Annotated in this window: 22 protein-coding genes; 10 read left to right on the top strand and 12 right to left on the bottom strand. The window is 55.0% G+C overall.

Annotated elements, in window-relative coordinates; translation table 11 throughout:
* Window positions 1-41 precede the first annotated feature (41 nt).
* Together JXO50_08510 and JXO50_08505 are read right to left on the bottom strand one after the other, a co-directional pair.
* Window positions 42-449 carry a DDE-type integrase/transposase/recombinase gene (locus tag JXO50_08510; protein MBN2333133.1) on the bottom strand — a complete coding sequence of 136 codons (408 nt, stop codon included), beginning with the start codon at window positions 447-449 and terminating at the stop codon, window positions 42-44.
* Window positions 450-585: 136 nt separating this feature from the next.
* A complete protein-coding gene (locus JXO50_08505; GenBank protein ID MBN2333132.1) occupies window positions 586-882 on the bottom strand; it encodes a hypothetical protein in 297 nt (98 codons plus the stop codon).
* A 38-nt stretch (window positions 883-920) separates the two neighbouring features.
* Between JXO50_08505 and JXO50_08500 the strand changes: the two genes are divergently transcribed.
* The 10 genes from JXO50_08500 to gspD all read left to right on the top strand — a co-directional run bounded on the left by JXO50_08500 (window position 921) and on the right by gspD (window position 10938).
* Entirely contained in the window at window positions 921-2207 is a 1287-nt protein-coding gene (locus JXO50_08500; protein MBN2333131.1) for a type II secretion system F family protein, read from the top strand.
* Window positions 2208-2360: 153 nt separating this feature from the next.
* Window positions 2361-2795 (top strand): type II secretion system major pseudopilin GspG, encoded by a 435-nt coding sequence (gene gspG / locus JXO50_08495; protein MBN2333130.1) that lies wholly within the window; start codon window positions 2361-2363, stop codon window positions 2793-2795.
* A 104-nt stretch (window positions 2796-2899) separates the two neighbouring features.
* On the top strand, window positions 2900-3379 hold the full coding sequence (locus tag JXO50_08490; GenBank protein ID MBN2333129.1) for a prepilin-type N-terminal cleavage/methylation domain-containing protein: 480 nt from the start codon (window positions 2900-2902) through the stop codon (window positions 3377-3379).
* On the top strand, window positions 3372-3833 hold the full coding sequence (locus tag JXO50_08485) for a prepilin-type N-terminal cleavage/methylation domain-containing protein (GenBank protein MBN2333128.1): 462 nt from the start codon (window positions 3372-3374) through the stop codon (window positions 3831-3833). The genes JXO50_08490 and JXO50_08485 overlap by 8 nt, the downstream gene beginning before the upstream one ends.
* 112 nt (window positions 3834-3945) lie before the next feature.
* Window positions 3946-4674 carry a prepilin-type N-terminal cleavage/methylation domain-containing protein gene (locus tag JXO50_08480; GenBank protein MBN2333127.1) on the top strand — a complete coding sequence of 243 codons (729 nt, stop codon included), beginning with the start codon at window positions 3946-3948 and terminating at the stop codon, window positions 4672-4674.
* A complete protein-coding gene (locus JXO50_08475; GenBank protein ID MBN2333126.1) occupies window positions 4671-5630 on the top strand; it encodes a general secretion pathway protein GspK in 960 nt (319 codons plus the stop codon). The genes JXO50_08480 and JXO50_08475 overlap by 4 nt, the downstream gene beginning before the upstream one ends.
* A 296-nt stretch (window positions 5631-5926) precedes the next feature.
* A complete protein-coding gene (locus tag JXO50_08470; GenBank protein ID MBN2333125.1) occupies window positions 5927-7207 on the top strand; it encodes a PilN domain-containing protein in 1281 nt (426 codons plus the stop codon).
* Between the two features lie 8 nt (window positions 7208-7215).
* Window positions 7216-7818, top strand: coding sequence for a Type II secretion system (T2SS), protein M subtype b (locus JXO50_08465; GenBank protein ID MBN2333124.1), 603 nt, complete (start codon window positions 7216-7218; stop codon window positions 7816-7818).
* Complete coding sequence (locus tag JXO50_08460; GenBank protein MBN2333123.1) at window positions 7815-8702, top strand: hypothetical protein; 888 nt, start codon at window positions 7815-7817, stop codon at window positions 8700-8702. Before JXO50_08465 ends, JXO50_08460 begins: the two co-directional genes overlap by 4 nt.
* A gap of 10 nt (window positions 8703-8712) precedes the next feature.
* Window positions 8713-10938 (top strand): type II secretion system secretin GspD, encoded by a 2226-nt coding sequence (gene gspD / locus JXO50_08455; GenBank protein ID MBN2333122.1) that lies wholly within the window; start codon window positions 8713-8715, stop codon window positions 10936-10938.
* A 56-nt stretch (window positions 10939-10994) separates the two neighbouring features.
* Here gspD and JXO50_08450 read toward each other — a convergent pair whose 3' ends face one another.
* The 10 genes from JXO50_08450 to acs form a co-directional block, all read right to left on the bottom strand.
* Window positions 10995-11438, bottom strand: coding sequence for a hypothetical protein (locus tag JXO50_08450; GenBank protein MBN2333121.1), 444 nt, complete (start codon window positions 11436-11438; stop codon window positions 10995-10997).
* A 64-nt stretch (window positions 11439-11502) separates the two neighbouring features.
* Window positions 11503-12018 carry a flagellar export chaperone FliS gene (gene fliS / locus JXO50_08445; GenBank protein MBN2333120.1) on the bottom strand — a complete coding sequence of 172 codons (516 nt, stop codon included), beginning with the start codon at window positions 12016-12018 and terminating at the stop codon, window positions 11503-11505.
* Between the two features lie 26 nt (window positions 12019-12044).
* Window positions 12045-13415, bottom strand: a complete 1371-nt coding sequence (gene fliD, locus JXO50_08440; GenBank protein ID MBN2333119.1) for a flagellar filament capping protein FliD — start codon at window positions 13413-13415, stop codon at window positions 12045-12047.
* Between the two features lie 56 nt (window positions 13416-13471).
* Complete coding sequence (locus JXO50_08435) at window positions 13472-13849, bottom strand: flagellar protein FlaG (GenBank protein ID MBN2333118.1); 378 nt, start codon at window positions 13847-13849, stop codon at window positions 13472-13474.
* A gap of 102 nt (window positions 13850-13951) precedes the next feature.
* Window positions 13952-15715, bottom strand: coding sequence for a flagellin B (locus JXO50_08430; protein ID MBN2333117.1), 1764 nt, complete (start codon window positions 15713-15715; stop codon window positions 13952-13954).
* 207 nt (window positions 15716-15922) lie between these two features.
* On the bottom strand, window positions 15923-16639 hold the full coding sequence (locus JXO50_08425) for a GerMN domain-containing protein (GenBank protein MBN2333116.1): 717 nt from the start codon (window positions 16637-16639) through the stop codon (window positions 15923-15925).
* On the bottom strand, window positions 16620-17216 hold the full coding sequence (locus tag JXO50_08420) for a PilZ domain-containing protein (protein MBN2333115.1): 597 nt from the start codon (window positions 17214-17216) through the stop codon (window positions 16620-16622). Before JXO50_08420 ends, JXO50_08425 begins: the two co-directional genes overlap by 20 nt.
* Window positions 17217-17225: 9 nt before the next feature.
* Window positions 17226-18473, bottom strand: a complete 1248-nt coding sequence (locus tag JXO50_08415; GenBank protein MBN2333114.1) for a GGDEF domain-containing protein — start codon at window positions 18471-18473, stop codon at window positions 17226-17228.
* Between the two features lie 233 nt (window positions 18474-18706).
* The gene (locus JXO50_08410; GenBank protein MBN2333113.1) at window positions 18707-19744 is read right to left on the bottom strand and encodes a 2-hydroxyacyl-CoA dehydratase; all 1038 of its coding nucleotides are present in this window, start codon (window positions 19742-19744) and stop codon (window positions 18707-18709) included.
* 151 nt (window positions 19745-19895) lie between these two features.
* On the bottom strand, window positions 19896-21869 hold the full coding sequence (gene acs, locus JXO50_08405; GenBank protein MBN2333112.1) for an acetate--CoA ligase: 1974 nt from the start codon (window positions 21867-21869) through the stop codon (window positions 19896-19898).
* Window positions 21870-22279 lie beyond the last annotated feature (410 nt).

Here is a 22279-nt window from a genome sequence, read left to right as displayed (position 1 = left end):
GTTTTATGTTTTATTTTATGCGTTTACCAAAACTTGACTGGCTAGTTTAACGTACGTTGTAAAAAGAACTTTTGACTGTCAAGATAAAAGGTAAACCAGTCTTTCAGCCCTTGTCGTAATTCTGTTCCACTAGCAAAGGCATGGAAATAAAGATAGTGGTATTTCACCGTCCACCAGAGACGTTCAATGAAAATGTTATCTTGGTAACGCCCACGGCCGTCCATGCTGATCTTGATGTTATGCTCCTTCAGCATGTCGGTAAAGGCAATGCTGGTAAACTGGCTGCCCTGATCGGTGTTGAATATTTCAGGACAACCATGGTTGCTGATCGCTTCTTCCAGGGCCTCAAGGCAGAAATCGGTTTCCATGGTGTTTGAGACCTTCCAGACAAGTACCTTGCGACTGTGCCAGTCCATAATGGCCACCAGGTACATAAACCCCCGGTGCATCGGGATATAAGCTTGTATCGGCTGTCAATACCTGGTTGGGACAATCGATAGTCAGGTCGCGGAGCAGGTAGGGATAAACCTGGTGCTAGGGTTCCAGGATTGAAGCCCGTTTTTGCTTCTTATAGAAAGGCAGCTGCTAGCCTTCAAGATATTTCTTCATTGTTTTGCGAGGGATGCCCAGCTTCCTGACAATTGCTCGAATGTTGAGTCCTGGTGCTTTAATGCCAAAATGTCCATATAATCCTTCACTGTGATCATGGTAGCCTTCCCACGGGAAGGCTACCATATTTCCATTTACCGTGGAAATGTACACTTTTTGTTCCCGTTTATGGTATGCTTTTATATTACCATTGACAATTAGTGGCCGTTGAGCAAAAAGCAAAGGGTGAAATCCCATGAGATACAGGCAAAAGACTGGTATTGATTGATCCATGTTGCTTTTTTTCAATAAAAACGCTACATTGTGAGTCTATGGTTGAGCAGGAATACACATATCAGGCAGTCGGCAGTGACGGCAAGCTGACCACTGGCCACCTGCCAGGTATCGATGCCCGGCAGGTGGCTAGGTCGCTGCAGCAGCAGGGATTGATCCCCATCAGGATTACTCCGGTTGTAGATAGCGGCCAGCCGGAAAAAGTGGTCCCGAAAGGGCAGACCTGCCGCTCCTTGTCGCTTCCAGGATTCCAGCAGTTGCTGGCCAAGCTCGGGTTGCCGGGGCGGCGTGGGGTCAGCGGCAGAGAGCTGATTCTTTTTGCCGAGGACCTGGCCATCCTGTTGCGTTCCGGGGTTTCCCTGACTAGGAGCCTGGTGATTGTCGGTGAACTGGTGGAGGGCAAAGCCTTCAGTCAGGTTATCAGCGGCGTCCACCAGCGGGTCAAGGAGGGCAGCACCTTGTGGCAGGCGCTGGAGGCGTATGCCGGGGTGTTCCCGCCGATTATGGTCAACATGGTAAAAGCCGGCGAGTCGGGGGGTGTTCTGGAGCAGTCGCTTACCAGCGTTGCCGACTACCTGGGCGGCATCCAGGAACTCAAGGAATATCTGGTCTCGGCCCTTACCTACCCGCTGATTCTGCTGTTTACTGCCGGGGCGTCGATCCTGGTCCTGCTTACCTTTGTGATTCCCAAGTTTGCCCTTATTTTTACCGATATGGGGGTGGCGCTGCCCCTGGCCACCCGGTTGATGCTGGCCGCCGGCACCTTTTTGCGCTCCACCTGGTGGCTGCTGGCCGGTCTGGTGGTGGCGGCCGTCATTGGCTGGCGTTCCTGGTGTCGGACGCCGGCCGGTAGGCTGCGCTGGGACCGTTTAAAGCTGCGGCTGCCGGTCTTCGGAGCCATTCATCACAAAACAGAGATTTCCCGCTTCACCCGGACCATGGGCACCCTGCTGGCCAGCGGTGTCCCAATCCTTGAGTCACTACAGATTGTCCGCGGCGTGGTGATGAATCAGGTTCTTTATGTCTTTCTCGACCAGCTGCACGGTGATTTGAAGCGTGGGGACAGCATGTCCCGTTCGCTGGCCAACGGTGCTTTGTTTCCCTCCCTGGCCATCCACATGATCGGCGTTGGCGAGGAGACCGGCCGGTTGGCGGAGATGCTCAAGAAGGTTGCCGATATGTATGACCGGGATTTGAAGGTCAGCATTAGGAAGTTTACCGCCCTTTTTGAGCCGGTGGTCATCCTGGTCATGGGGCTGGTGATCGGGGCTATGGTGGTTTCCATGCTACTGGCCATTTTCAGCGTCAACGAGATGGGACTGTAATAAAAGAATGGTGGACGGTGTAGGGTGTGGATTGGCAAAAGGCTAAAGGCGAAAGGTAAAAGGCTGAGGGGATACTGGATTTCATGATTTTTGAGGCTGGAGTTTAGGCTCGGCGTTTTGGCGGCCATGAGAGAAAGAGAGTGAGGCGTGGGCATGAAACAGGGAGTGCGGAAGTGGTTGGTTGGTCGAAGCGGTTTTACCTTGATTGAGCTGCTTATTGTGATGGTTATTATCGGCCTGCTGGCCTCGCTGGTGGCGCCCAAGTTGTTTAAAAAAGTCGGCGGTGCCAAGCAGAAGACGGCCCAGGCCCAGATTGCCCTGTTGGGAACCGCCCTTGATTCATTCCGGCTGGACAATGACCAGTACCCCAGCACCGAAGAGGGGCTTGAGGCTCTGCGCCGCAAACCGGAAAGCCGGGATCGCTGGGACGGTCCCTATTTGCCCAAAGATATCCCCCATGATCCTTGGGGCAACAGCTATGCTTACAAGTGTCCCGGAGATCATGGCGAGTATGACCTTTCCTCCTATGGTGCCGACGGCCAGGCCGGCGGCGACGGCGACAACCAGGACATCAACAGCTGGGAATAAAAACCACAATCCCCTCATGGGGTCAGGGCTGCTTTGTCCCTTTTAGATGACTCCTTTATGACTATCGGTCCGTAAACCGTTCATTTACGTGGGTGCATGTGCAGATGATCATCCGACGTTCAATGGTTCGTTCACCGGGTTTTACCCTGGTGGAACTGCTGGTGGTCATGATGCTCATGGCTCTGGCGACCTCTGTCTGGTTCGGGATCAACTTCCGCCAGCGTGATGCCTTTCGCCTGAAAACCACCGCCCGTTCGCTCCATTCTTTTCTGCTGGCTTCCCGCAGCTATGCCCTGCTTGCCGACCGGGACAATGAATGCCGTTATCTGCCGGCCGAGCATCGGGTGACCGAAACGCTGCGCCAGCGGCAGGTAGCAGTCCCCGAAAAGGTTGTTGTCAGCCTGCCGGAATCCGATGTGGCAGCCTTGCCGGACCAGGCGTTGCGGCTGGCGACCTTTTATGCCGATGGTTCCGCGGCCGGTGGTCCGGTGCTGTTGCAGGTGGGAGATCGGCAGCTGACGGTGCGCATTGATCCTTTGCTCGGCGGCGTGGCCATCGCGGCCGGCGGAGATGACAATGAATAAGCGCGGCTTCACCCTGCTGGAGATGCTGGTGGCTGTCCTGGTGGTTTCCCTGACGGTGACGGTTTTTTTCCAGGTGCTGTCCGCCAGTATGAAATTGGAGCAGAAGGGGCGGCGGCTGGATGAGTTGCAGCTGGTGGCCGGCCAGTTGTTTGACCTGTTGCTGGCTCATGATGTCCGGGAGGAAACCTTCCCCTGGCAGGGTGAGGTGGAGGGATTGCCGTGGAAACTGACGCTCTTTCCGATTGATGTCCGGGATAAGGACAGCGTGGCGGCTGAAGAGATTGCTGTGCGTCTGCCCGAGGAGCTTTACCGGTTTATCCTCCAGGTGTCCTATGGTGCCCGTGGGACGGCCTTGTTGACTCTGACCAGGGAGATGCGGTTTCCCCTCACCTATTTTGATGACGCGTTCAGGGAGGAACACCTGACGCCGCTGGAAAATCCTGCCGGCAGCTGACAATGGGAGCAAAAAAGGGGGGCAAGTCTGACGTTGGTTGTTCTTTGTTTGCTAAAACGTTAAAGTACGGTCAAAGGAAGCTTTGGCTCCTTCGGCTATTGGGTGCGTGACGGTGAAAAAAGGCTTTACCCTGATTGAGGTTGTCCTTTCCCTGACTATTATGGCCATGGTGATTATGGTGCTGTATCAGGCGTTTGCGGTTGCCACCCGGGTCTGGTCACGTCAGCAGGTCAAGGGGGAAGGGGTGGCCCGGGAGCAGATGGTCAACCGGCTCTTCCGTGACGACTTCGGTCAGCTTGTCCCCTATACCGTTAACTGGTCCAAGGGCCAGGGCTTTTTTTTTGCCGGTGGGCCGCGGACGGTCCTCTATGTGACCACCAATGGCTTCGCCGCTCAGCAGCGGCAGGAGGAAGAGCTCTATTTCTGCTGTTGCTATCTGGAGTCGGAGCAGGACGGTAGCCTTTCGCTCCACCTCTACAAATCTCCTTATCCGGAAACCCTGCTTCTCGAAACCCTTGATGAGCTCAATCAGCGGAGCCCTGAACAGCGGGCGGGATTTCGCCCGCCCCGGGAGCTGCGGGAGCAGAGTCTTCTGCTGGTCGACGGTCTGCAACAGGCAGCCTTCTCCTATGATAAAGAACAGCTTGTCAGTGATTTTGCAGCACAGGGAGCCGGGGATGAGCTGCTGCCGGCTGATTTTTCTCTGGCTGATCGTTCCTGGTCTGAAGCCCGGCCTCCGGGCTTGCTGCTGTTTTCCTATCAGTTGTCGGCAAAGCAGCGCCACCTCTTAATTAAGCCGGCGGAGCTGCCACCGGTTAAAACGTCCCACAGGTCACCATGAAAAAGGGACTTCGCCTTCGATTGCTGATGCGCCTGTCGGGGAAGCGGGGGTTTGCCCTGCTGGCGGTGTTCTGGCTTACCCTGCTGCTTACCCTGGTCTGTCTGGGCTACGCCACCGAATCGCGCTTCCGGGGCCAGGCAGCTTTGAACCGCAAGCGGCAGCAGGTGGTGAGCTATGGCTACCGTTCAGCGGCGGAAAAAGGTTTTCATGAATATCTTAAAGCCCGGGCCAACCGGGTGCTGCTGGATAAGAGAAAAGAGATTGAAGGAATTGCCGAAGAGGCGGTGGATCTCTGGTTTCCCCGCTTTGAAGCCTATGACTACCAGCTGGATGATCAGCAGTTTATGGTTCGCTTGGTTTCCGAAGGGGGGAAGTTTGCCGTCAATGAGATTCCAGTGTCTCTGTGGCAGGAGATTCTGGCTGCCTGCGGGATTCCGGTGGGGGCGGCGCAGACCGGGATTGTCAATGCGGTTCTCGATTGGATTGATGCCGATGACAACCATCGCATTGACGGGGCGGAAAATGACTATTATCAAGGGCTTGATACTGCCTATCAGTGCAAGAACCACCCTCTTGAGTCGTTGACGGAGCTGCTGCTGGTCAAGGGGGTGACGCCGGAACTTTATCATGGCAGCGAGGAACGGCCGGGACTGAAATCTTTTCTGTCGGTTTACGGGGAACGTAGCCGGATCGATGTGAATAGTGCGGCGCCGGCGGCCTTTCAGCTGGTTGACGGCATTTCTGACGAGATAATTGAGGAGATTGTCCAGCGGCGCCAGGAGCAGCCGTTTCAAAAGATTCAGGATCTGGCCGAGGTGGTTCCGCAGGCGTATTACGCGCAGTTGAGCCGCCTATTTACCGTCGTTTCATCACCCCGCTACGTGACGGTTGCCGTTGCCCGCAAGGGAGCCGACGGCTCTCCCGGCGGCTGGCATTCATGGACTATTAAACCCTGAGACAAAAGGATAACGTTTGTCTTTGATGTTTGTTTCTTTGTTGAAAATCGTATAAATAAAGCCAAAAGGTAGACGTGACCCTTTTCGTCCTTTATTATGTGGTATATGTATTGCTTGAGCAAGTAGATCGGTATGCAAACGTTGCCGTTTGGAAGGCGAAGACGTAAGTAATGGGGAAAACCTCTTTAGGGTAATGAGTTTTCTGCCGATATGTCAAGAGAATGACGCTTTTATGCCGGCCGCTGAAGGTTTATTTCTCATCGGAAGCTTTTTTCTGGAATTATTGATAAAACGAGATGACTGCCCTTCTTCCTGAAACATTACTGTTTTTTTGCCAGGATCATCTGCTGACCGTCTATCGCCTAGGTGGAGGCTTGTGGTCAAAGCTGAAGGTCAAGGAAGAGCGGGAGTATGAACTTGCTGGTCTGGCGGCGTTGCCGGATGTTTTGCGGCAGATCAAACAGGAGTATCAGCCGAAATCAGATGATACCATTCTCCTTGGTTTGCCACTGAAGTTTTTTAACGTTGTCCACTGCCATCTGCCATTGGCGGCGGTGGATAACCTTGATGAGGCGGTGCGCTATGAACTGGTTCGGCACCTGCCTTACGACCTGTCGAAAGTCCATCTCCACTATGTCAGTCGTACTGAAGATGATGGCCTGGAAATTACCGCCACCGTGGTTCCCGAAGTACCTGTTGACCACCTGCTGACGGCTTTTGGCTCTGCAGGCCTGGTACTGTCAACGATTTTTCCGGCGCTTTTCTTCCTTGCCTGGTTGCGGGCCGAGGAGGGGCTGTACCTTGCCGGTGGGCGTCAGACCCTTGAGGTGGTGGCCAGCGATGGCAGCGAGATCATCTATCATGCCTGGGAAAGGGGACCTGCGATTGAAACCGGTAAAACCTTTCTGCAGCAGTCCCGGCAGATGTTGGAAAATCTGCCCGTTCCGCCCCGCTCCTTCTGGCTTTGGCAGGGAGAGGTGCCGGTGGCGGTGATGGCTGAATGGCTGGCGCCGCTGGAAGGTTCGCAGTATCCGCTGGAGTTGCCCCGAATTGGCGACCGGCCCTTTGCCGACTTTCCCTACCAGGTTAATCTGGTGCCGCCCAAGCTGCTCAAAAGGCGGAAGCTGATGTTCTGGCTCCAGGCTGCCTCCGTGCTCTTTTTCCTGTTGGCGCTGTTGTCGCTGCCGTTGGCGGATCTGGGGGGCAAGCGAACCCGGTTGAAAAATCTGGAACATAGCTTGACGGAAATTCGCCAGCATGCTGATCAGCTTAATGAGCTGCGCCGCAAGAACCAGGCGATGATCGATTATTTTCAGGGGGTTGCCCGCTATGTGAAAAAACAGCCGGTGGCCGTCAATCTACTCAAGGAAATGACCGAGCTGTTTCCTGCCGATGCCTGGCTGGAATCCATGGAGATAAGTGGGCAGCAAATTCATCTGCGTGGCTCATCAACCTCGGCAACTACAGTTCTCGAGGCGCTGGAGAACTCGCCGCTATTTAAAGAGGTTGCCTTTGATTCACCGGTGGTCAAGCGGGGGCCGGTTGAAACCTTTAAAATAGTCGCAAGCCTGGAGTGATAGATACGGTGGCATCGGGAGGCAGAAGACTATCATTGCTGAGTTTCAGGAAAGGCTGGCCGGTAAACCGGCGGGGATTGTTGACCAGTATGGCTGCCGTGCTGCTGCTGGTGGTCCTGGGGCAGCAGGGGATGCAGGCCTATACGATGAAATCACAGGCGCTGGAGGAAGAGATTGCTCTGCGCCAGCTGCAATATGACAAATACAGCCGGATTATCAGAAAGAGTAAAGATTATCTGGCGCTCAATAAGGCTCTGGAGAAATTCCGCCAGGATCTTTTGCAAAGCAGCTTTGTTTGGGACGAAACCCCGTCACTGTCCGAAGCCCGATTCCAGAACCTGATCAAGGAGCTTGCCGCTGCCAACCAGGTTAATGTGCGGTTGACCAAGGTGTTGCCTCGTAAAACCGTCGATGGTCTGACCCTGCTGCAGCTGAACGTTAACTGCCGGGCGGAGATCGGTGCAATCCGCGATTTTCTCCTGGCTGTGCAAAAGAATTCTCACTACCTGTTTTTCCATAAACTGGAGATTAAAACCATCAGCCGGCGGGAAAAACGATACTACTATCTCAATGCTGAACTGATGGCCTTGACCGGCAGTCTGAGCGAATGAAAAATATAACCTACCGCCATGCTATCAGCCTTTTTTTCCTGCTCCTGGGGAGCCTGGTGCTATTGGCGGGCCGCCAGCTCTATCGCCGGGCGGTAACGCCGGTGTTTTATCAGCAGAGTGGCCAACTGTCGGCGGAAGAGGAGCCGGACGCCCCGCGGCTGATCAAAGAGTTGAGAACCCTGCTGGTGAAAAATCCGCTGGCCTCAGATATGTATCAGGTGGTTGCCGAAAAGAATCTTTTTGCCGCCAACCGGGAAGCCTGGGCACCACCGACTGCCTTTGCCGCCGATGGTGATGATGGTGAAGAGAGGGAGGCGGATGATGGTGACGGCGAAGGCCGGCGTGACGTTATTCTCTATGGTACGATGATTGCCAATGACACTAAAAAGGCGTTGCTGGAGTTTAAACGGTTTCGCCGTGATAAACCCAAACGGCTGGTCAGCGAGGGGGAAACGGTGGCCAGCGAGCTGGGGCAGCGGAAGTATCTCTACACCTTGGTGGAGGTAAAGCAGACATCCGTTGTGGTGAAGGAAGGCCTTGGTGGTGAAACGTTTACCATCCCCCTGTTTGATGAATACAAGAAGCGGCCGGCGGCAACGGTTACTCAGACTACGCCGACGATGCCGACCATTACCCAGACTGCGCCACCCCAGGCAGTGATGCCGATGCCGGCTGATGCGCCGGCGCCGGCTCAGGTGAGGCCGGCCATCCGCCGATTGCCATCGGTACGGCGCCTGCCGCAGCGGCTGCCGAATCCCGATGCAGAAGACGATACGGAAGCAGACAATAATCCTGGCAACGTCAGCTCTTCTAATGGTGTGAATAAAACACTGAGTCCGGCCGTTAACGTCCGTCGTTATCGTCCGGTTCTTCCTGGAAATTAGGGGTTTCCTCATGGTTATGATGAAGAAGAGTCGTTTGTTTCTTGTTCTCCTGGCGGTCCTGTTAAGCTGTTCCTCTTGTGCCCTTTACGAGCCGTCGGTGCGCCATGATTCGGCGGTTGCCGGGGAGGTGTTCAGCTATGAAAAGCCGGCTTCGGCGGCGACCGGGATGGCCGACGCAGCCGAAGATGGTACTCTGAGTGACACGTTGTCCCGCCAGGGAGAGGAGATCCGTCTGTTGGAGGAACGCCAGCAGCAGTTCAATGAGCGGCTGGCGGCGGTGAGCACTGCCCCTGGTCGGGTTGCCGGTGAGCAGAAAAAAACCTCATCGAAAGCGGCCAAGGTTTCCAGCCGGCAAAAGGTTGCGTTTCATTTTGATAGCGCCGACTTATTGGATGTGGTGCGCATGTTCATGGAGTTGCTTGATTGCGACTATCTTCTTCACCCTGAGGTGGGCGGCAAGGTGACGATGGAATTTGAGGAGGAGCTTGACGGCGAAGGGCTGCTTGATCTTTTCCGCGGCGTTTTGCGCACCCAGGGGGCGGCGATTATTGAACAGGACAAGGTGCTCGAGATTCTGCCCCTCTCGTCGGTTCCCGGGGCCATTGACAGCCAGGGCCTGGTGCTTGATGCCGGTGCCGGGCCGGTACGCGGCCAAGCAATCAAGGCGTTTCACCTGAGCTTTATCAGTCCGCTGGAACTGACCAAGGTAATCACCCCTTTTCTCAGCAAGGGAGCGCTGGTCAATGCCCATGAAGGCAGCGGCATCCTGCTGGTCAGTGACTACCCCCACAGCCTGGCCAAAATCTCGCGACTGGTGGAACTGTTTGATGTCAGCGCCTTTGCCGGTCTGCAGATGAAAATGTACCAACTCCAGCATGTGGAAGCGGAAGCCATGGCCCAGGAGCTTGATGGGCTGGCAAAATCGGTCGGCCTGTCAGCCGAGCAGCAGAAAAGTGCCAACGGTGCCCTCTCGTTCCTGCCTTTTCCCCGCCTCAACCTGCTGCTGGCCTTGTCCCGCAACGGCCAATTGATGGAGTTTGCCGATTTGTGGATTAGCGAGCTGGATCGGGAACTGGCCCTGCCCATCAAAGAGGAGAAGCACGAGGGGGTGTTTGTCTACTATGTCCAGAACGGCGTGGCGGCCAACATCATTGAAGTGTTGCAGGGGTTGTTCGGTGAGGGCAATACCGAGGCCGCAGAACAGGCTAAAAAAGACAAGGCTGAGGTCCCCCAGGGAGTCAAGAGGCTGACCAGCGGCCTGGAGAAGGAGGCGCCGCAGAAAGTGCCGCCTGAGGCGGTGAGCGGCACGCTGGACGGGCCGGTCAATTTTGTCGTCGATGAAACCACCAATGCCATCCTGGTGCGCTCGTTGGGGTCTGATTACCGCAAGATTTTGCCGGTAATCAAAAAACTGGATCTCTTCCCCCGCCAGGTTCTTATTGAAACCACCATTGCCGAGGTGCTCCTGGATGAATCGACCAAGCTGGGGATTGAGTGGCAGTATCTGGCCAATGGTCTGCTCGGTACCAGTGCCACGGGTACGGTCAGTCTTGATTCCGGTCTTGGCGTCATCAGCGGTTCCGGGACCAGCCTGATCGGTTCCGGGTTTTCCTACCTGGTGAGCAACACCGGCCGGTTCACCGCCATGGTTCGGGCCCTGGCTGACCAGAACCGGGTCAACGTCCTGTCATCGCCCCATGTCCTGGCTTCCGATAATCAGCCGGCCAGGATTGATATCGGTGAAGAGGTTCCCATTGTTACCTCGGAATACCGCACCAACGAGGCGACCTCAACGGCGACCACGGTTGACAAGACAATCCAGTACCGGGATACGGGGATTATTCTTGAGGTGACCCCCCACATCAATGAAAATGGCATGGTGCGGATGGAGATCCGCCAGGAGGTCAGTGAGTTGTCCGACAAGACGGTTGAAGGGGTTAATTCGCCGATTTTCCGCAAACGGGTGGCGACCACGACGCTGGCGGTCAAGGACCAGCAGACCATCGTCATCGGCGGCCTGATCAGTCAGTCCAAAAGCAAGACAGCCAGCGGTCTGCCGGGGCTCAGGCGGATACCGGGGCTGAAATATCTGTTCGGCTATGAGGGTAAAGCTTATGAGAGCGCCGAACTGATGATCTTTATCACTCCCCATGTCATCAGCAGCGAGGATGACAGCACGTTTGTCAGCAAAAACTTCATCACCCGTCTTGAAAAAATCAAAGACCTGATAAACTGACTAAAGAGCAAAGAGGACAAAATTATTTTTGGCTTTTTTGAAGGAATTCCAGAGAGTTATATGGTGGCTTTGAAGAAGCGGGGGGCTGGCTTTTCGTCGGTTGGTTGAAATTTTTTGAACAGCCTCTGGTAGGTTTTGATCTTGCCAAGCAGCGGTTCCAGCTGCTTTTTGAGTATTTTTCCCTGTGCCAGTATCTGCTGATCCAATGTCTGGATCACCCCAATGAGTTCCATCTGGTCTTTAATCAGGGCTTCAAAGTCGGCTGGCATTCTGGTGCCTGCCGGCAGCCGATTGTGGATGGTGCCGATCGCCTGATTGATTTTTTCCAGCGCCGCAAACAGTTCGTTGCGGTGCTGCTGAAAGTGCTGCAGGATTTCAGTACTCCACGTTTCAGCCGGTGATTTTGCCAGCAGCCGGGTGCTGGTTTCCAGTTCCCGGCAGATCTCCCGCGACTCGTCCAGCAGCAGGGCAAGATCATCCATGAGTCGTTGAGTTTTCATTGCAGCCTAAAAAAGGAAAGCCAAAGGTAGACGTGACTCCTTGGCTGACCCTTTGGTGGTTGGGTTAAATGACAAAGGAAAGGGGCGCGTTCTGCAGGGCTTTGCGACTGCCGACGCTCGGGCCGTAAGTGGCCGCAGGTGCCGGTTTGGCTGTCTGCGTTTGCTCTATGACCGGGGCTGCAGCCGGCCGGGGTGCTGCTTTCTCCGCCGCCATGGCATGCTCGATCCAGTTTTTCCGCAGATTTTCCACCAGCCGGTAGACGTGCCGCAGGATCTCCGGGTCATTGGTCAGGTTTGCTTCCAGCAGTTTATGCATCATGTGGGTATACATGGCATCCAGAAACGGTACAATCTCCTCGTCAAGTTTCCGGTCGAGGCAGGCATTCAGTTCGTTGATGATTGCCAGGGCCTTGCCGATATGGAGGGCTTTCTTCTCAATATCGCCATCCTTCATGGCCTGTTCGGCAATGGTCAAAAACTTGAGGCAGCCGTCATAAAGCATCAGGACAAGCTTCTTCGGGTCGCTGCTGGTGCTCACTTCCATCTGCTGGTACTGTCTGTATTGTTCTCTGGGAGACATGGCTGCTCCTGTTCTTTATCGTGTCATCAGTTGTTATTATATAACAGGTTTGAAAGGCTTTCGATCTGGAGGTTCAAGGCATTGCCTTGCGCTTCCATGCTGCTCATGAATTTGTCCAGTTCGGCAAAGGTTCTGGCCATGGTTTCATAGCGGGAGGTGAGCCGGGCATTGGCGGCGGCCATTTGGTCATCCAGCCGGTCGATGGCCGACTGGACCCTGGCCTTTTCATTGTCGATCAGACCGTTGTAGTTGGTCAGAAAACCCAGCTGGTTATCCAGCCGGTCGGCAAACCCTTCCACCGCACCGCTGCTGCTGCCGACAAAAAACTCCTTGATGTTTTCCAGATTGTCAGCCAGGGCGCTGTTCAAGGTGGCTTCATTGATGCTCACCGTGCCGTCCTGGCTGTAGTCGAGGCCCAGCTCAATCAGCGAATTGACATCCCCTGACAAACCTTCAATGGTGCCAAAAAGGATGCTGTTCAACTGGGATTTGATGGTGGTGAAGGTTGACAGGCCGCTCAAAAGGCCACTTTCACCGGTTTCCACATCATAGGATGACTTGGTGGCAATCTCCTCCATGGCGTCATTGTAGGCTTCCACCAGAGAGACGATTTTGCCGCTGATGGTGCTGGTGTCGGCGCTTATCTTGACCGTTGATGAGCCGGTGTCCTGCAGGCTCAGGGTGATGCCGGTGATCACATCATCGATGCTGTTGCTGCTCCGCTGGTAGCTGATGCCGTTGAGGGTAAAGCGGGCATCCAGGGTGCCGGCCGCCTGGATCTCATTGAAGGTGAGGTCGGTGCCGTTGGTGTCGAGGGTAATGGCGTTTTCTTCGCCGGTTTCATCGCTGACCAGGGTCAGGTGAAACGCATCGCTGCCGCTGCCGTCATCCATGACCGTGGCGGTAATGCCACGGTTGTTGTCATCCTCGTTGATGGCGGTCATCAGCTCTTCCAGGGTCATGTTTTCAGTGACCGTAATGGTACTCTGCTGGCCGTTGACCGTGTAGGTGAATTCGCCGGGAACGGTGGCGATGATGCTGTCCCGGGCGGCCACGCCGCTGCTCTGCCAGCTGTTCTTTCTAGCCAGATCGGTGACTGTCAGGTCATAGCTGCCAGCCGTGGCGCTGCTGGAGCCGGTGGCCGTGAGCACCGTCTCGTTGCTGCTGCTGATTGTTTTGGTGTCAAAGGTGTCATTGAGGGAGAGGCTCAGAGCAGCAGTTTTCACTGCCAGCAGCTTGGTGTTGACCGTGTCGAATTCGGTCAGCTGGGCTTTGTATTCCACCTGCCGGGCTTCCTGCCTGACGATCGGCAGTTGGTCAACGGCTTTCAGCTGTTCAAGCATGCCCTGCAGATCAATGCCGGAGCCTAATCCCAGGGTTGTGATTGTTCCTGCCATCTCGGATCACCTGTAAAGATATCTTTCTGATTGCTGACTACTGACTTCTGTCAACATTACACTTCCTGATCCACCAGCAGACCGACCATCTCGGCCATTTTGGCCCGCATGGCCAAAATTTCCTTGGAGGGAATCTGGCGAATGACCCGATCGGTTTGCACCTCGATGACGTTGACCAGCATCTCACTGGCCTGATCATCAAAGCCGAAGCGAATGCCGTACTTGAGCAGGGTGGACATTTCATTGAGGGAGTCGGTGGTTTCCTTGACCTGCTCTTTGAGTTCGGCTGCTGAAAGAAGCGCTTTATTTTCTGTCTGTTCTGCTGGTTTGGCAAAATTGGGACGAGAAATCACCGGTACATCGGCAGCTCGGCTGGCGATCGGCACCACCATCTCAGCGGTGGCTTTATGGGTCTGGAGCATGGCGACTTCCATGATATTCCTCCTTAGGGTAGAAACTACTCTACCGTACTGCAATCGTCAAGCCTGCGGGAAGGATTGCTCCTTCCCGCAGGGAGACGTTAAACGTGGTTGCCTTTACTGCAGGAGACGCAGAACGTTCTGCAGGGTGGCATTGGCCTGGGCCATGGCGAAAGAGCCGCTCTGGGACAGGACCTGGAATTTGGCGAAGGTGGCGCTTTCCGCCGCGAAGTCAACGTCGCGGATGGTAGATTCCGCCGCCGTGATGTTCACCTGGGTTACGGAGATGTTGCGTACCGTTGAATCAAGCTGGTTCTGCGCCGAACCCAGCTGGGAACGAATCGTCCCTAGGGCGGTCAGAGCCGAGTCAGCCCGCTGAATGGTGATCTGAGCGGCCGTGAAGCTGGTAACGTCAGCGTCAGCAATGCCACCCGTGGCACTTACCGACGTGGCAGACAAACCAAAACTGGCCAGTGTCGAAGTGTCACCGCCAATGGTGACTGTCTGATCTGAAGTTAAGGTTACAACACCCTTTTGGGAGCTGTTTTTGATCAGCCCAGATGTGGCATTGCCGGCAACACCGTCAATCTCAAAGGCAGCAACATTATCAGTATCGTTGAGAACATTGATGTCAAGGCCGTCGGTACGTTCGACAGTAACGGTACCATCTGAATTGTCGGTAATAGTATAATTACTGCTGATGGTTCCGGCTGTCTGGGCTGCGGTCAACGCTGCGGCTAATGCTACTCCATCTGCAGCGGCAAGGCCAGCAGCTGAGTAAGAGATATTGACCCCGTCCAGATTGAAATTAACTGCACCATCATCAGCAGCACTACCGGCAGTAAAGACAACGTTAGTGGTATTGGCAGCAAAGCCAGCACCCAAGACCGCTACGGAAGCCCCGGAAACGGCAATGTTGCGGCCATCCTCGGCAGTCAGAGTCAGGAGGCCACTCGCATCTGTGGAAGCCGAAACCCCGGTAGAGCCTGTCTGGGCGTTAATGGCGGCTTCCAAAGTACCGGAAGCGTCATTGGTGGAAACGCTGATAGCACCTATGCTTACACCGTTTATAATAATGCCGCCATCGGCAACAGTGCCAGCGGCAACTGCGCCAGTACCAGTCCATTCAGTGACTACCGTTGCATCGACGCCGGTGGTTGAACTGACAGCGTTGATGGCTGCGGCAAGGCCTTTAGCTGAAAGTTGAGAAGTTCCTTGAGCACTCAGGTAACCGCCGAGGTTGACGCCGTTGAGGGTAACTCCAGCACCTACCGTGCTTGCCCATTCACCAGTGGCTGGTGTTGCATCAGCAACAAGATCGGCAGTGACAACAGAAGTACCCATGGTGCCGCTATTTGTCGTTGCCAAACGGCCCACATGGCTGGCATCGGCATTGGCGATGCTGACGGAAACGGTTTGATTGGCATAGGCACCAACCTGGAAAAACTTGTTCTGGAAGTCGCCTTTCAGCAGGGTCTGGCCATTAAATGCGGTGTTGTTGGCAATATTATTCATCGCTTCCAACAGCTTGCTGACATCACGCTGAATAGCGGCCCTGGAATCGGTACTCTGGCCGTCGGACGCCGCCTGCAGGGCCTTGGTGCGGATGGTGTTGACGATGTTGATGGATTCTTCCAGCGCCCCGTCGGCCACCTGCACCACGGCAATCCCGTCATTGGCATTGGTAACCGCCTGTCCCAGCCCCATGGCCTGGGCTTTCAGGGAATCGGCAATCTGCATCCCGGAAGCATCATCCGCAGCCTTGTTGATCCGCAGGCCGGAAGAGAGTCTTTCGAGGGATTGTGACAGCGCACTGTCGGTTTTGATCATGTTGCGGTGGGCATTGAGAGCGGCAATATTGGTGTTAATTTTAAGAGCCATGGTACTAACCTCCTTGTTAGTGGTGTTTTACGGCCATCCTTGGCCATCAAAAACAGTTTACGGTATACGGTTAAGGTTGAAAGTTAACAATGAAAAACCAACGACAGAATGTTTTGTACCCTCCTTTCCGATTGGTAGGTTTTTTGTTTCTCATGGTGACTTTATCGGAAAGAAAGGGGAAAACTTTATGTTTTTTTCGCCTGTTCCTTAAAGGGGGAAGAATTGCAGCGGTTTTTCAATATCCAGATGGCCGGCCAGGGTTTTCACCGAGCGGCCGGCGACGGTAATCTTAACTTCGGTACAATCGGGAAAATTCTTCAGATAGGTATTCACCAGGCCATAGACCGCCTGGATTTCGTCGCTGCTGCCACTGTTGGCCAGTTCAGTGGCAATCTCCGGCGACAGGTTGAGGGTGATGACCCTGCCGGAAAAATCAACCGCTAACAGTTTGACCCCCGGCGGCAGCGGTGATTTTGCTCCTGGTTCGTTACGGGTCAGTTCGCTGAAAATCTGCCTGGCCAGCCGTTGGCGGTCGTTGTCCTGCTGCAGGAGCTTGGTGGTGGTGGTGAGGCTGCTGTAGTCCGGGCTTGCTTTGTAAAGGGTGACATACAGGGTTGCCGGGGGAGGGGTTGTATGTGCTTGTTTTGCCGTTATCGGCCGAGATGTCGAAGTACCTGTTGCCGGTCGTCTTGACGTCGAGTCAGGTGTCGGCCAGAGTTTTTCCTTCCACTGCTGAATGGTTGCCGCTGCCTGCCGGATGGTGGGTTTCAGGTTTCTGGGGGCCAGGCGGGGAAAATGGTAGACGGCGGCAAAGGCAAGGCCCACGCCCAGGCAGAAGATCAACAGGAAGGTGAACAGGGACGGCCTGGTGCTGGTTGCTTTCGGATGCTTTTTTTTGCTGATCTTACGCTTTTTTTTCATCATTCTGGCGGGTGTTGTTGAGCCGTTTTCTTTCGGTTAGAATCAGAAAGCGGGAAATCTCATCTTCCAGGCCTTTGGGCAGATCGATAAACTGGGCGGCAATCAGGTGACTCTGCTGCTGGTCACTGGTCTCCCGGGGGGTGGTCCGCAGGACCTTGCCCCGGCAGGAGAACAGCAGGGCTGCATGGGGAAGAAAAAGGGTCAGTGCGAGTATGGTGCCTGGTTGATAGGCTGTTGGTACCGTGAAGGAGATGCCGGTGGCGCTGAGACCGAGGGCGGTCGGCTGCTGGAGGAAAAAATCCCGCACTTCCGGATGGTAAGCCATGGTGCTGAGCAGGGAGATCTTCCGTTCAACCACCTCCAGGTAGGTGGACATCTTCCGGTAGTAGCCGTTATCGTCGGTTTCCACAAAGGCGGCCGGCGGCGAGGGCCGCAGGTCGGCAAACCAGGAGGATAACGGGTTCTCCTCAGCGGCCAGGGTTGTCAAGGCCGGGAGCGATTCTTCTCCTGTCAGGGTTTGACAGCGAAACAGCAGGCTGACGGAGAGGCGGTTGAAAAGGCGTCGGTCTTGTTGTTCCATGGGAAATCTCTAGCATGCCGGCGGTACAAAGACAACCGCTTTTCTCTTGCTGCCAGTGCCCGCCAGCGGCTGACTGGGGGCGGTGCAGGTACGGTTGCGGCCGGTATCTTTGGCGGCATAGAGGGCCCGGTCGGCGGCCTGCACCAGTTCCGTTCCCTGGCGGCTGAGGCAGCCGCTTCCCGGCCAGCAGGCCACCCCGAGGCTGGCAGTGATGGCCAGCGGCTTATCGCCCGGTCCCAGGAATGGAAACCGGGCAATCCTGGTGCGCAGCCGCTCGGCGATAACGGCGGCGTCGGTGATTGCCGTCTGCGGCAGAATGACCACAAACTCTTCGCCACCGTAGCGGCTGATGGTGTCAATGGTACGAATACTTTCTCTGGCAAGAGTGCTAACCTGCTGCAGAATATGGTCGCCGGTGAGGTGTCCGAAGGTATCATTGACGGTTTTGAAGTGATCGATATCGAGCATAATCAGGGAAAGGGGCTGATGGTGCCGGCTGGCCCGCTCGCTTTCCCTGGTCAACGTCTGGTGAAAAAAGCGTCGGTTATGCACCCCGGTGAGGGGGTCGGTGTTGGCGTTGCTGCGCAGTTCCGTCAGGGTTTGAATTTCCCGCATGCGGATGGCCACGTGCTGCAGGCAGAAATTGAGCAGTTGGTCGGTTTCCCGGGACCACTGCCATTGGTCTTTATCACCGGCAAAGAAGGCGGCCAACAGATGCTCCGGGCCGATTTCATGGGGGCCGACCGGCTGGCTGAGGTGATCATGTGATGCACTGATCTGGCTGGCTTGGGAAAAGCCTTCCAGGCTCTGTATGGCAAATCCGGTTATCGGTTCGCCGGTTTTTCGGTAGCAGGCTTTGCCGGCCTTGAGGATTTGTTGGCCGAAGGGAGAGTCTGCCTCAATCAGCGGGCCAGGGGTATGAAGAATCAGGCTGCCATGGTCGTATTCGACAAAAACGATCTTTCGGTTGCCGGCCAGCTGGAGCAATAAGCTGCCGGCGGTTGTCAGCAGGGTATCCTGATGGGTGTTGCTCATGGCGTTGAAAAAGTGCTGAATGAACTTCAGTGGCTGCGGCTGGCTGCCGCCGGCAACCTCATGGTCTGCCTGGTACATCATCTCCGCTTGACTGAAAGGAATACCGGAAAAGGCCAACTGGTGGCCGGCCAGGAACGGCCGCCTTTTTGCCAGCATGGGAGCCCACAGCGCCTGAGCGCTTTCCCTGGCCTGCTGGATAAGCTGCAAAATGGTTTTTACCATCCGTGGTCTCCATTGATGTTGTGGCTCGAAGCACTTCACTCGTTGGCCTCTGTTTTATCAGGAGCAAAGAGCGTACCACGCTGGTGAAAACAGCCAAACAAAGATGACTGCCGGCTGGCTGTTTTTTAACTAACTGAAATAAAAGGATAAGTTTGTTTTGAAAAGGGAGGTGCTTGCAGGCTTGAGGCAGATGGAGAACCAGGTTGCGGCAGGTTCTTGTCAGAAATAAAACATCAATGGCGGGATTTTTGACGGCTGCGGAGCATTTCAATAAAGGTTTCCAAGCGGGTGATGGTGCGGCCGTCAACGGTTGCCGGCCGGTCGCTTTCAATGGTCAGCACCGGCACCGGCAGTTCCCTTTTGATGATGATATCCTCTATCTGGCGGAAGCAGAAGGACTGGACGTAGTGGATGATGCCATCGAGATGGCGCCGGGCGGTTTCCTTCCTGATGTCGCTGATCCGGCCGCTGACTGCGTAGGGATAGGTATAGGCGAGGTATTGGCCGGCCAGATCATGCTCTTTTGCCGCCGGCATGCTGAACTGGCGCTGGACCTCATTAAAGAGAACCCCGGCCCCCAGCTGGTCAATGGTGGCATAGAGGTTGGAGATGATCGTCGGCACGCCGATGATTCCCAGCCTGACCGGCCGGATATGGGGCTGTCGACGGCGGGCGTCGGCCAGAAACGTTTCCAGCTGGCCGGTGAATTGCCGGGGATCGCCGGCAAAATCACTGGCGGCCACCAGCCACTGATGATTTTCCTCGCCGGTGATCAGCTGCTCATCCCAGGTGAGCCGGTCAAGATGTTCCAACTGCCGGCGGATCTGGTCCAGGGAGAGTTTGCACTGTTCAGCGTGCGCAAGGGTGACGCCAAAGTGGCTGCAGAAGGATGCCAGGGAATCGTCCATGGCCTTGCGGCGGCGATCCAGGGGAAAGGCAAAAGGAACCGTCTCGATGCCGTCATGTTCCAGCACCTCGGCCAGGGCATGGGTGCTGGAACAGTCGCCGCTGACCACCGCAATGACTTTTTTGATGCCGGATTTTTTAACCGTGCTGTAAATCCCCTTAATCCAGGCACAGGTGGTGGCCGGAAAACCGGCGATCTCCGCCTCTTCGATCAGCAGCCCCGGATTGGCATCATTGATGAACAGATTGTTGAGATCGCAGGGAACCTGCCCGGCCGCCAGCAGCACCTCCACCGGAATGGTTGAGGTGAAACCGACAATCGGTTTGGGGGCGTTGTTGAGTTGTTGAGTTTCTCCAGGTTCCATTTGCAATTCGGATTTCGGGGACGTTGTTAAACGGTTCCTTGTTCAGCAATCGAAGCAGCAACGCAACAACTTAACAACGTCCTGGAAACTTGGCAAGAAAAAAGGCGGGCTTTGCAGCCCGCCTTTTTGGTGTGAATTGACAACCGCTGGTTTAACCGCGGTTTTCTCTCGTGTCAACCAAGCTCTGGACCACGGAGGGGTCGGCCAGGGTTGAGGTGTCGCCGAAGCCTTTGGGATCGACTTCATTGGCGGCAATCTTGCGCAGGATGCGGCGCATGATTTTCCCGGAGCGGGTTTTCGGCAGTGCCGGAGCCCACTGGATCATATCTGGGCTGGCGATGGGGCCGATCTCCTTGCGCACCAGGTTGACCAGCTCTTTTTTCAGCGCATCGTTGCCTTCGACGCCGGCATTGAGGGTGACATAGGCGTAGATTCCCTGACCCTTCACATCATGCGGCATGCCAACCACCGCGGCTTCCGCCACCTTGTCATGCAATACCAGGGCGCTCTCCACTTCGGCAGTTCCCATCCGGTGACCGGAAACGTTGATGACGTCATCGATACGGCCCATGAGCCGGTAGTCGCCATTGTCCTCGCGCATGGCGCCGTCACCGGTGAAATAGTAGCCGTCATACTGGACGAAATAGGTCATTTTGAAGCGTTCGGGATCGCCGTAGACGCCGCGCATCAGGCCGGGCCAGGGGCGCCGGATGCAGAGCGCGCCTTCACCGGGACCTTTGATCTCAACGCCGGTGGCCGGATCGACAATCAGCGGATCGCAGCCGAAGAACGGCGTAGTGGCATAGCCGGGCTTCATGTCGATGGCGCCGGGCAGGCCGGTGATCAGAATGCCGCCGGTTTCCGTCTGCCACCAGGTGTCAACGATGGGGCATTTGCTGCGGCCGGGAAGCTCAAAATACCATTTCCAGGCTTCCGGGTTGATGGGTTCGCCAACCGTGCCCAGCAGGGTCAGGCTGTCAAGCTTGTCCAGACGGCTGGTGACATAGCTTTCGCCTTGGCCGGCGATGGCGCGAATGGCGGTCGGCGCGGTATACAGGGTGTTGATCTTGTGTTTGCCAATGATATCCCAGTAGCGGCCGGCGTCCGGGTAGTTGGGTACGCCTTCAAACATCACCGAGGTGGCGCCGTTGCACAGGGGGCCGTAAACGATGTACGAATGGCCGGTTACCCAGCCGATATCGGCGGCGCAGAAATAGATATCCCCGTCATGGTAGTCAAAGATATTTTTGTGGGTGAATGAGGTGTAGACCAGGTAACCGCCGGTGGTGTGGATAACCCCCTTGGGTTTGCCGGTTGAGCCGGAGGTGTAGAGGAAGAACAGCGGATCTTCGGCGTCCATCCATTCCGGTTCACAGTTGGCATCGACTTTGGCCATTTCTTCATCCCACCAGAGATCCACGGCATTCATGGGAACATCAAGTTCTTCATGTCTGACAATGACGGTGTTTTTGATCGTCGGGCACATGGCCACGGCGGCATCGACATTGGCTTTCTGGTTGATGATTTTAGCGCCGCGATAGTAGCCGTTGCAGGAGATCAGGAAGGTGGATTCACAATCCTGGATCCGGTCTTTCAGGGCGTCGGCGGAGAAACCACCGAAAACGATTGAATGAATGGCGCCGATCCTGGTGCAGGCCAGCATGGCTACCGCCAGTTCGGGGATCATCGGCAGGTAGATGGTGACCTTGTCGCCCTTCTTGATGCCATGGGCTTTCATGACGTTGGCGAATTTGCAGACCTGTTCGTGGAGCTGTTTGTAGGTGTACTTGCGGTCGACGGTGGGTTCGTTGCCTTCCCAGATGATGGCGACCTGATCGCCGCGTTTTTCCAGGTGGCGGTCAAGACAGTTGTAGGAGACGTTCAGTTTGCCGCCGACAAACCACTTGAGATATACTTCATCTTTGCTGAATTTCCAGTCTTGGACCTGATCCCACTTTTTAAACCAGGTAACATATTCCTCGGCGATCCGGGCCCAGAACGCATCGTTGTTGTTGATGGATTCGTCATACAGCTTCTGGTACTCTTCCCGGCTTTTGAAGAAAGCCTTTTTGCGAAACTCTTCCGGTACTGGATAGACTTTTTTCAATTCAGTTGCTTCGGCCATGAAATCCCTCCTTCGTTTGCATTGTTTGTTTACACACCAATTATTAATAAATTCATATTAATAAATTAACGTTTCATTTTAGGTGATGAGGCTTCCATTCACCCGGTAAACAGGTGGTACAAAGATCGGGACCGGCAGCGGAAAAAATGTATATGTATTTATTATACCGGAACAGTTTTTCTATAAGAGGGACAATGAAATGTCAAGTAAAAAAAACTTTTCATTTTTGCTTCCTGGCACCCAGAGATTGTGCAATTATTCATTATGATTGGAGAAAATCGGCTGCCGGATGTACGGCCGCAATGCTCATATTGCCTTGACATAAATCCTGCTATGGTTTATTTGTAAAACCGTTTTTTATCTTTCAGTCAGTGCCTTATGTTTCGTATTTTGCTGATAGAGCTTATTCT

The sequence above is a fragment of the Candidatus Anaeroferrophillus wilburensis genome (assembly GCA_016934315.1).
GTDB classification, from domain to species: Bacteria; Desulfobacterota; Anaeroferrophillalia; order Anaeroferrophillales; family Anaeroferrophillaceae; genus Anaeroferrophillus; species Anaeroferrophillus wilburensis.
This window is presented reverse-complemented; position numbering and strand designations above follow the sequence as displayed.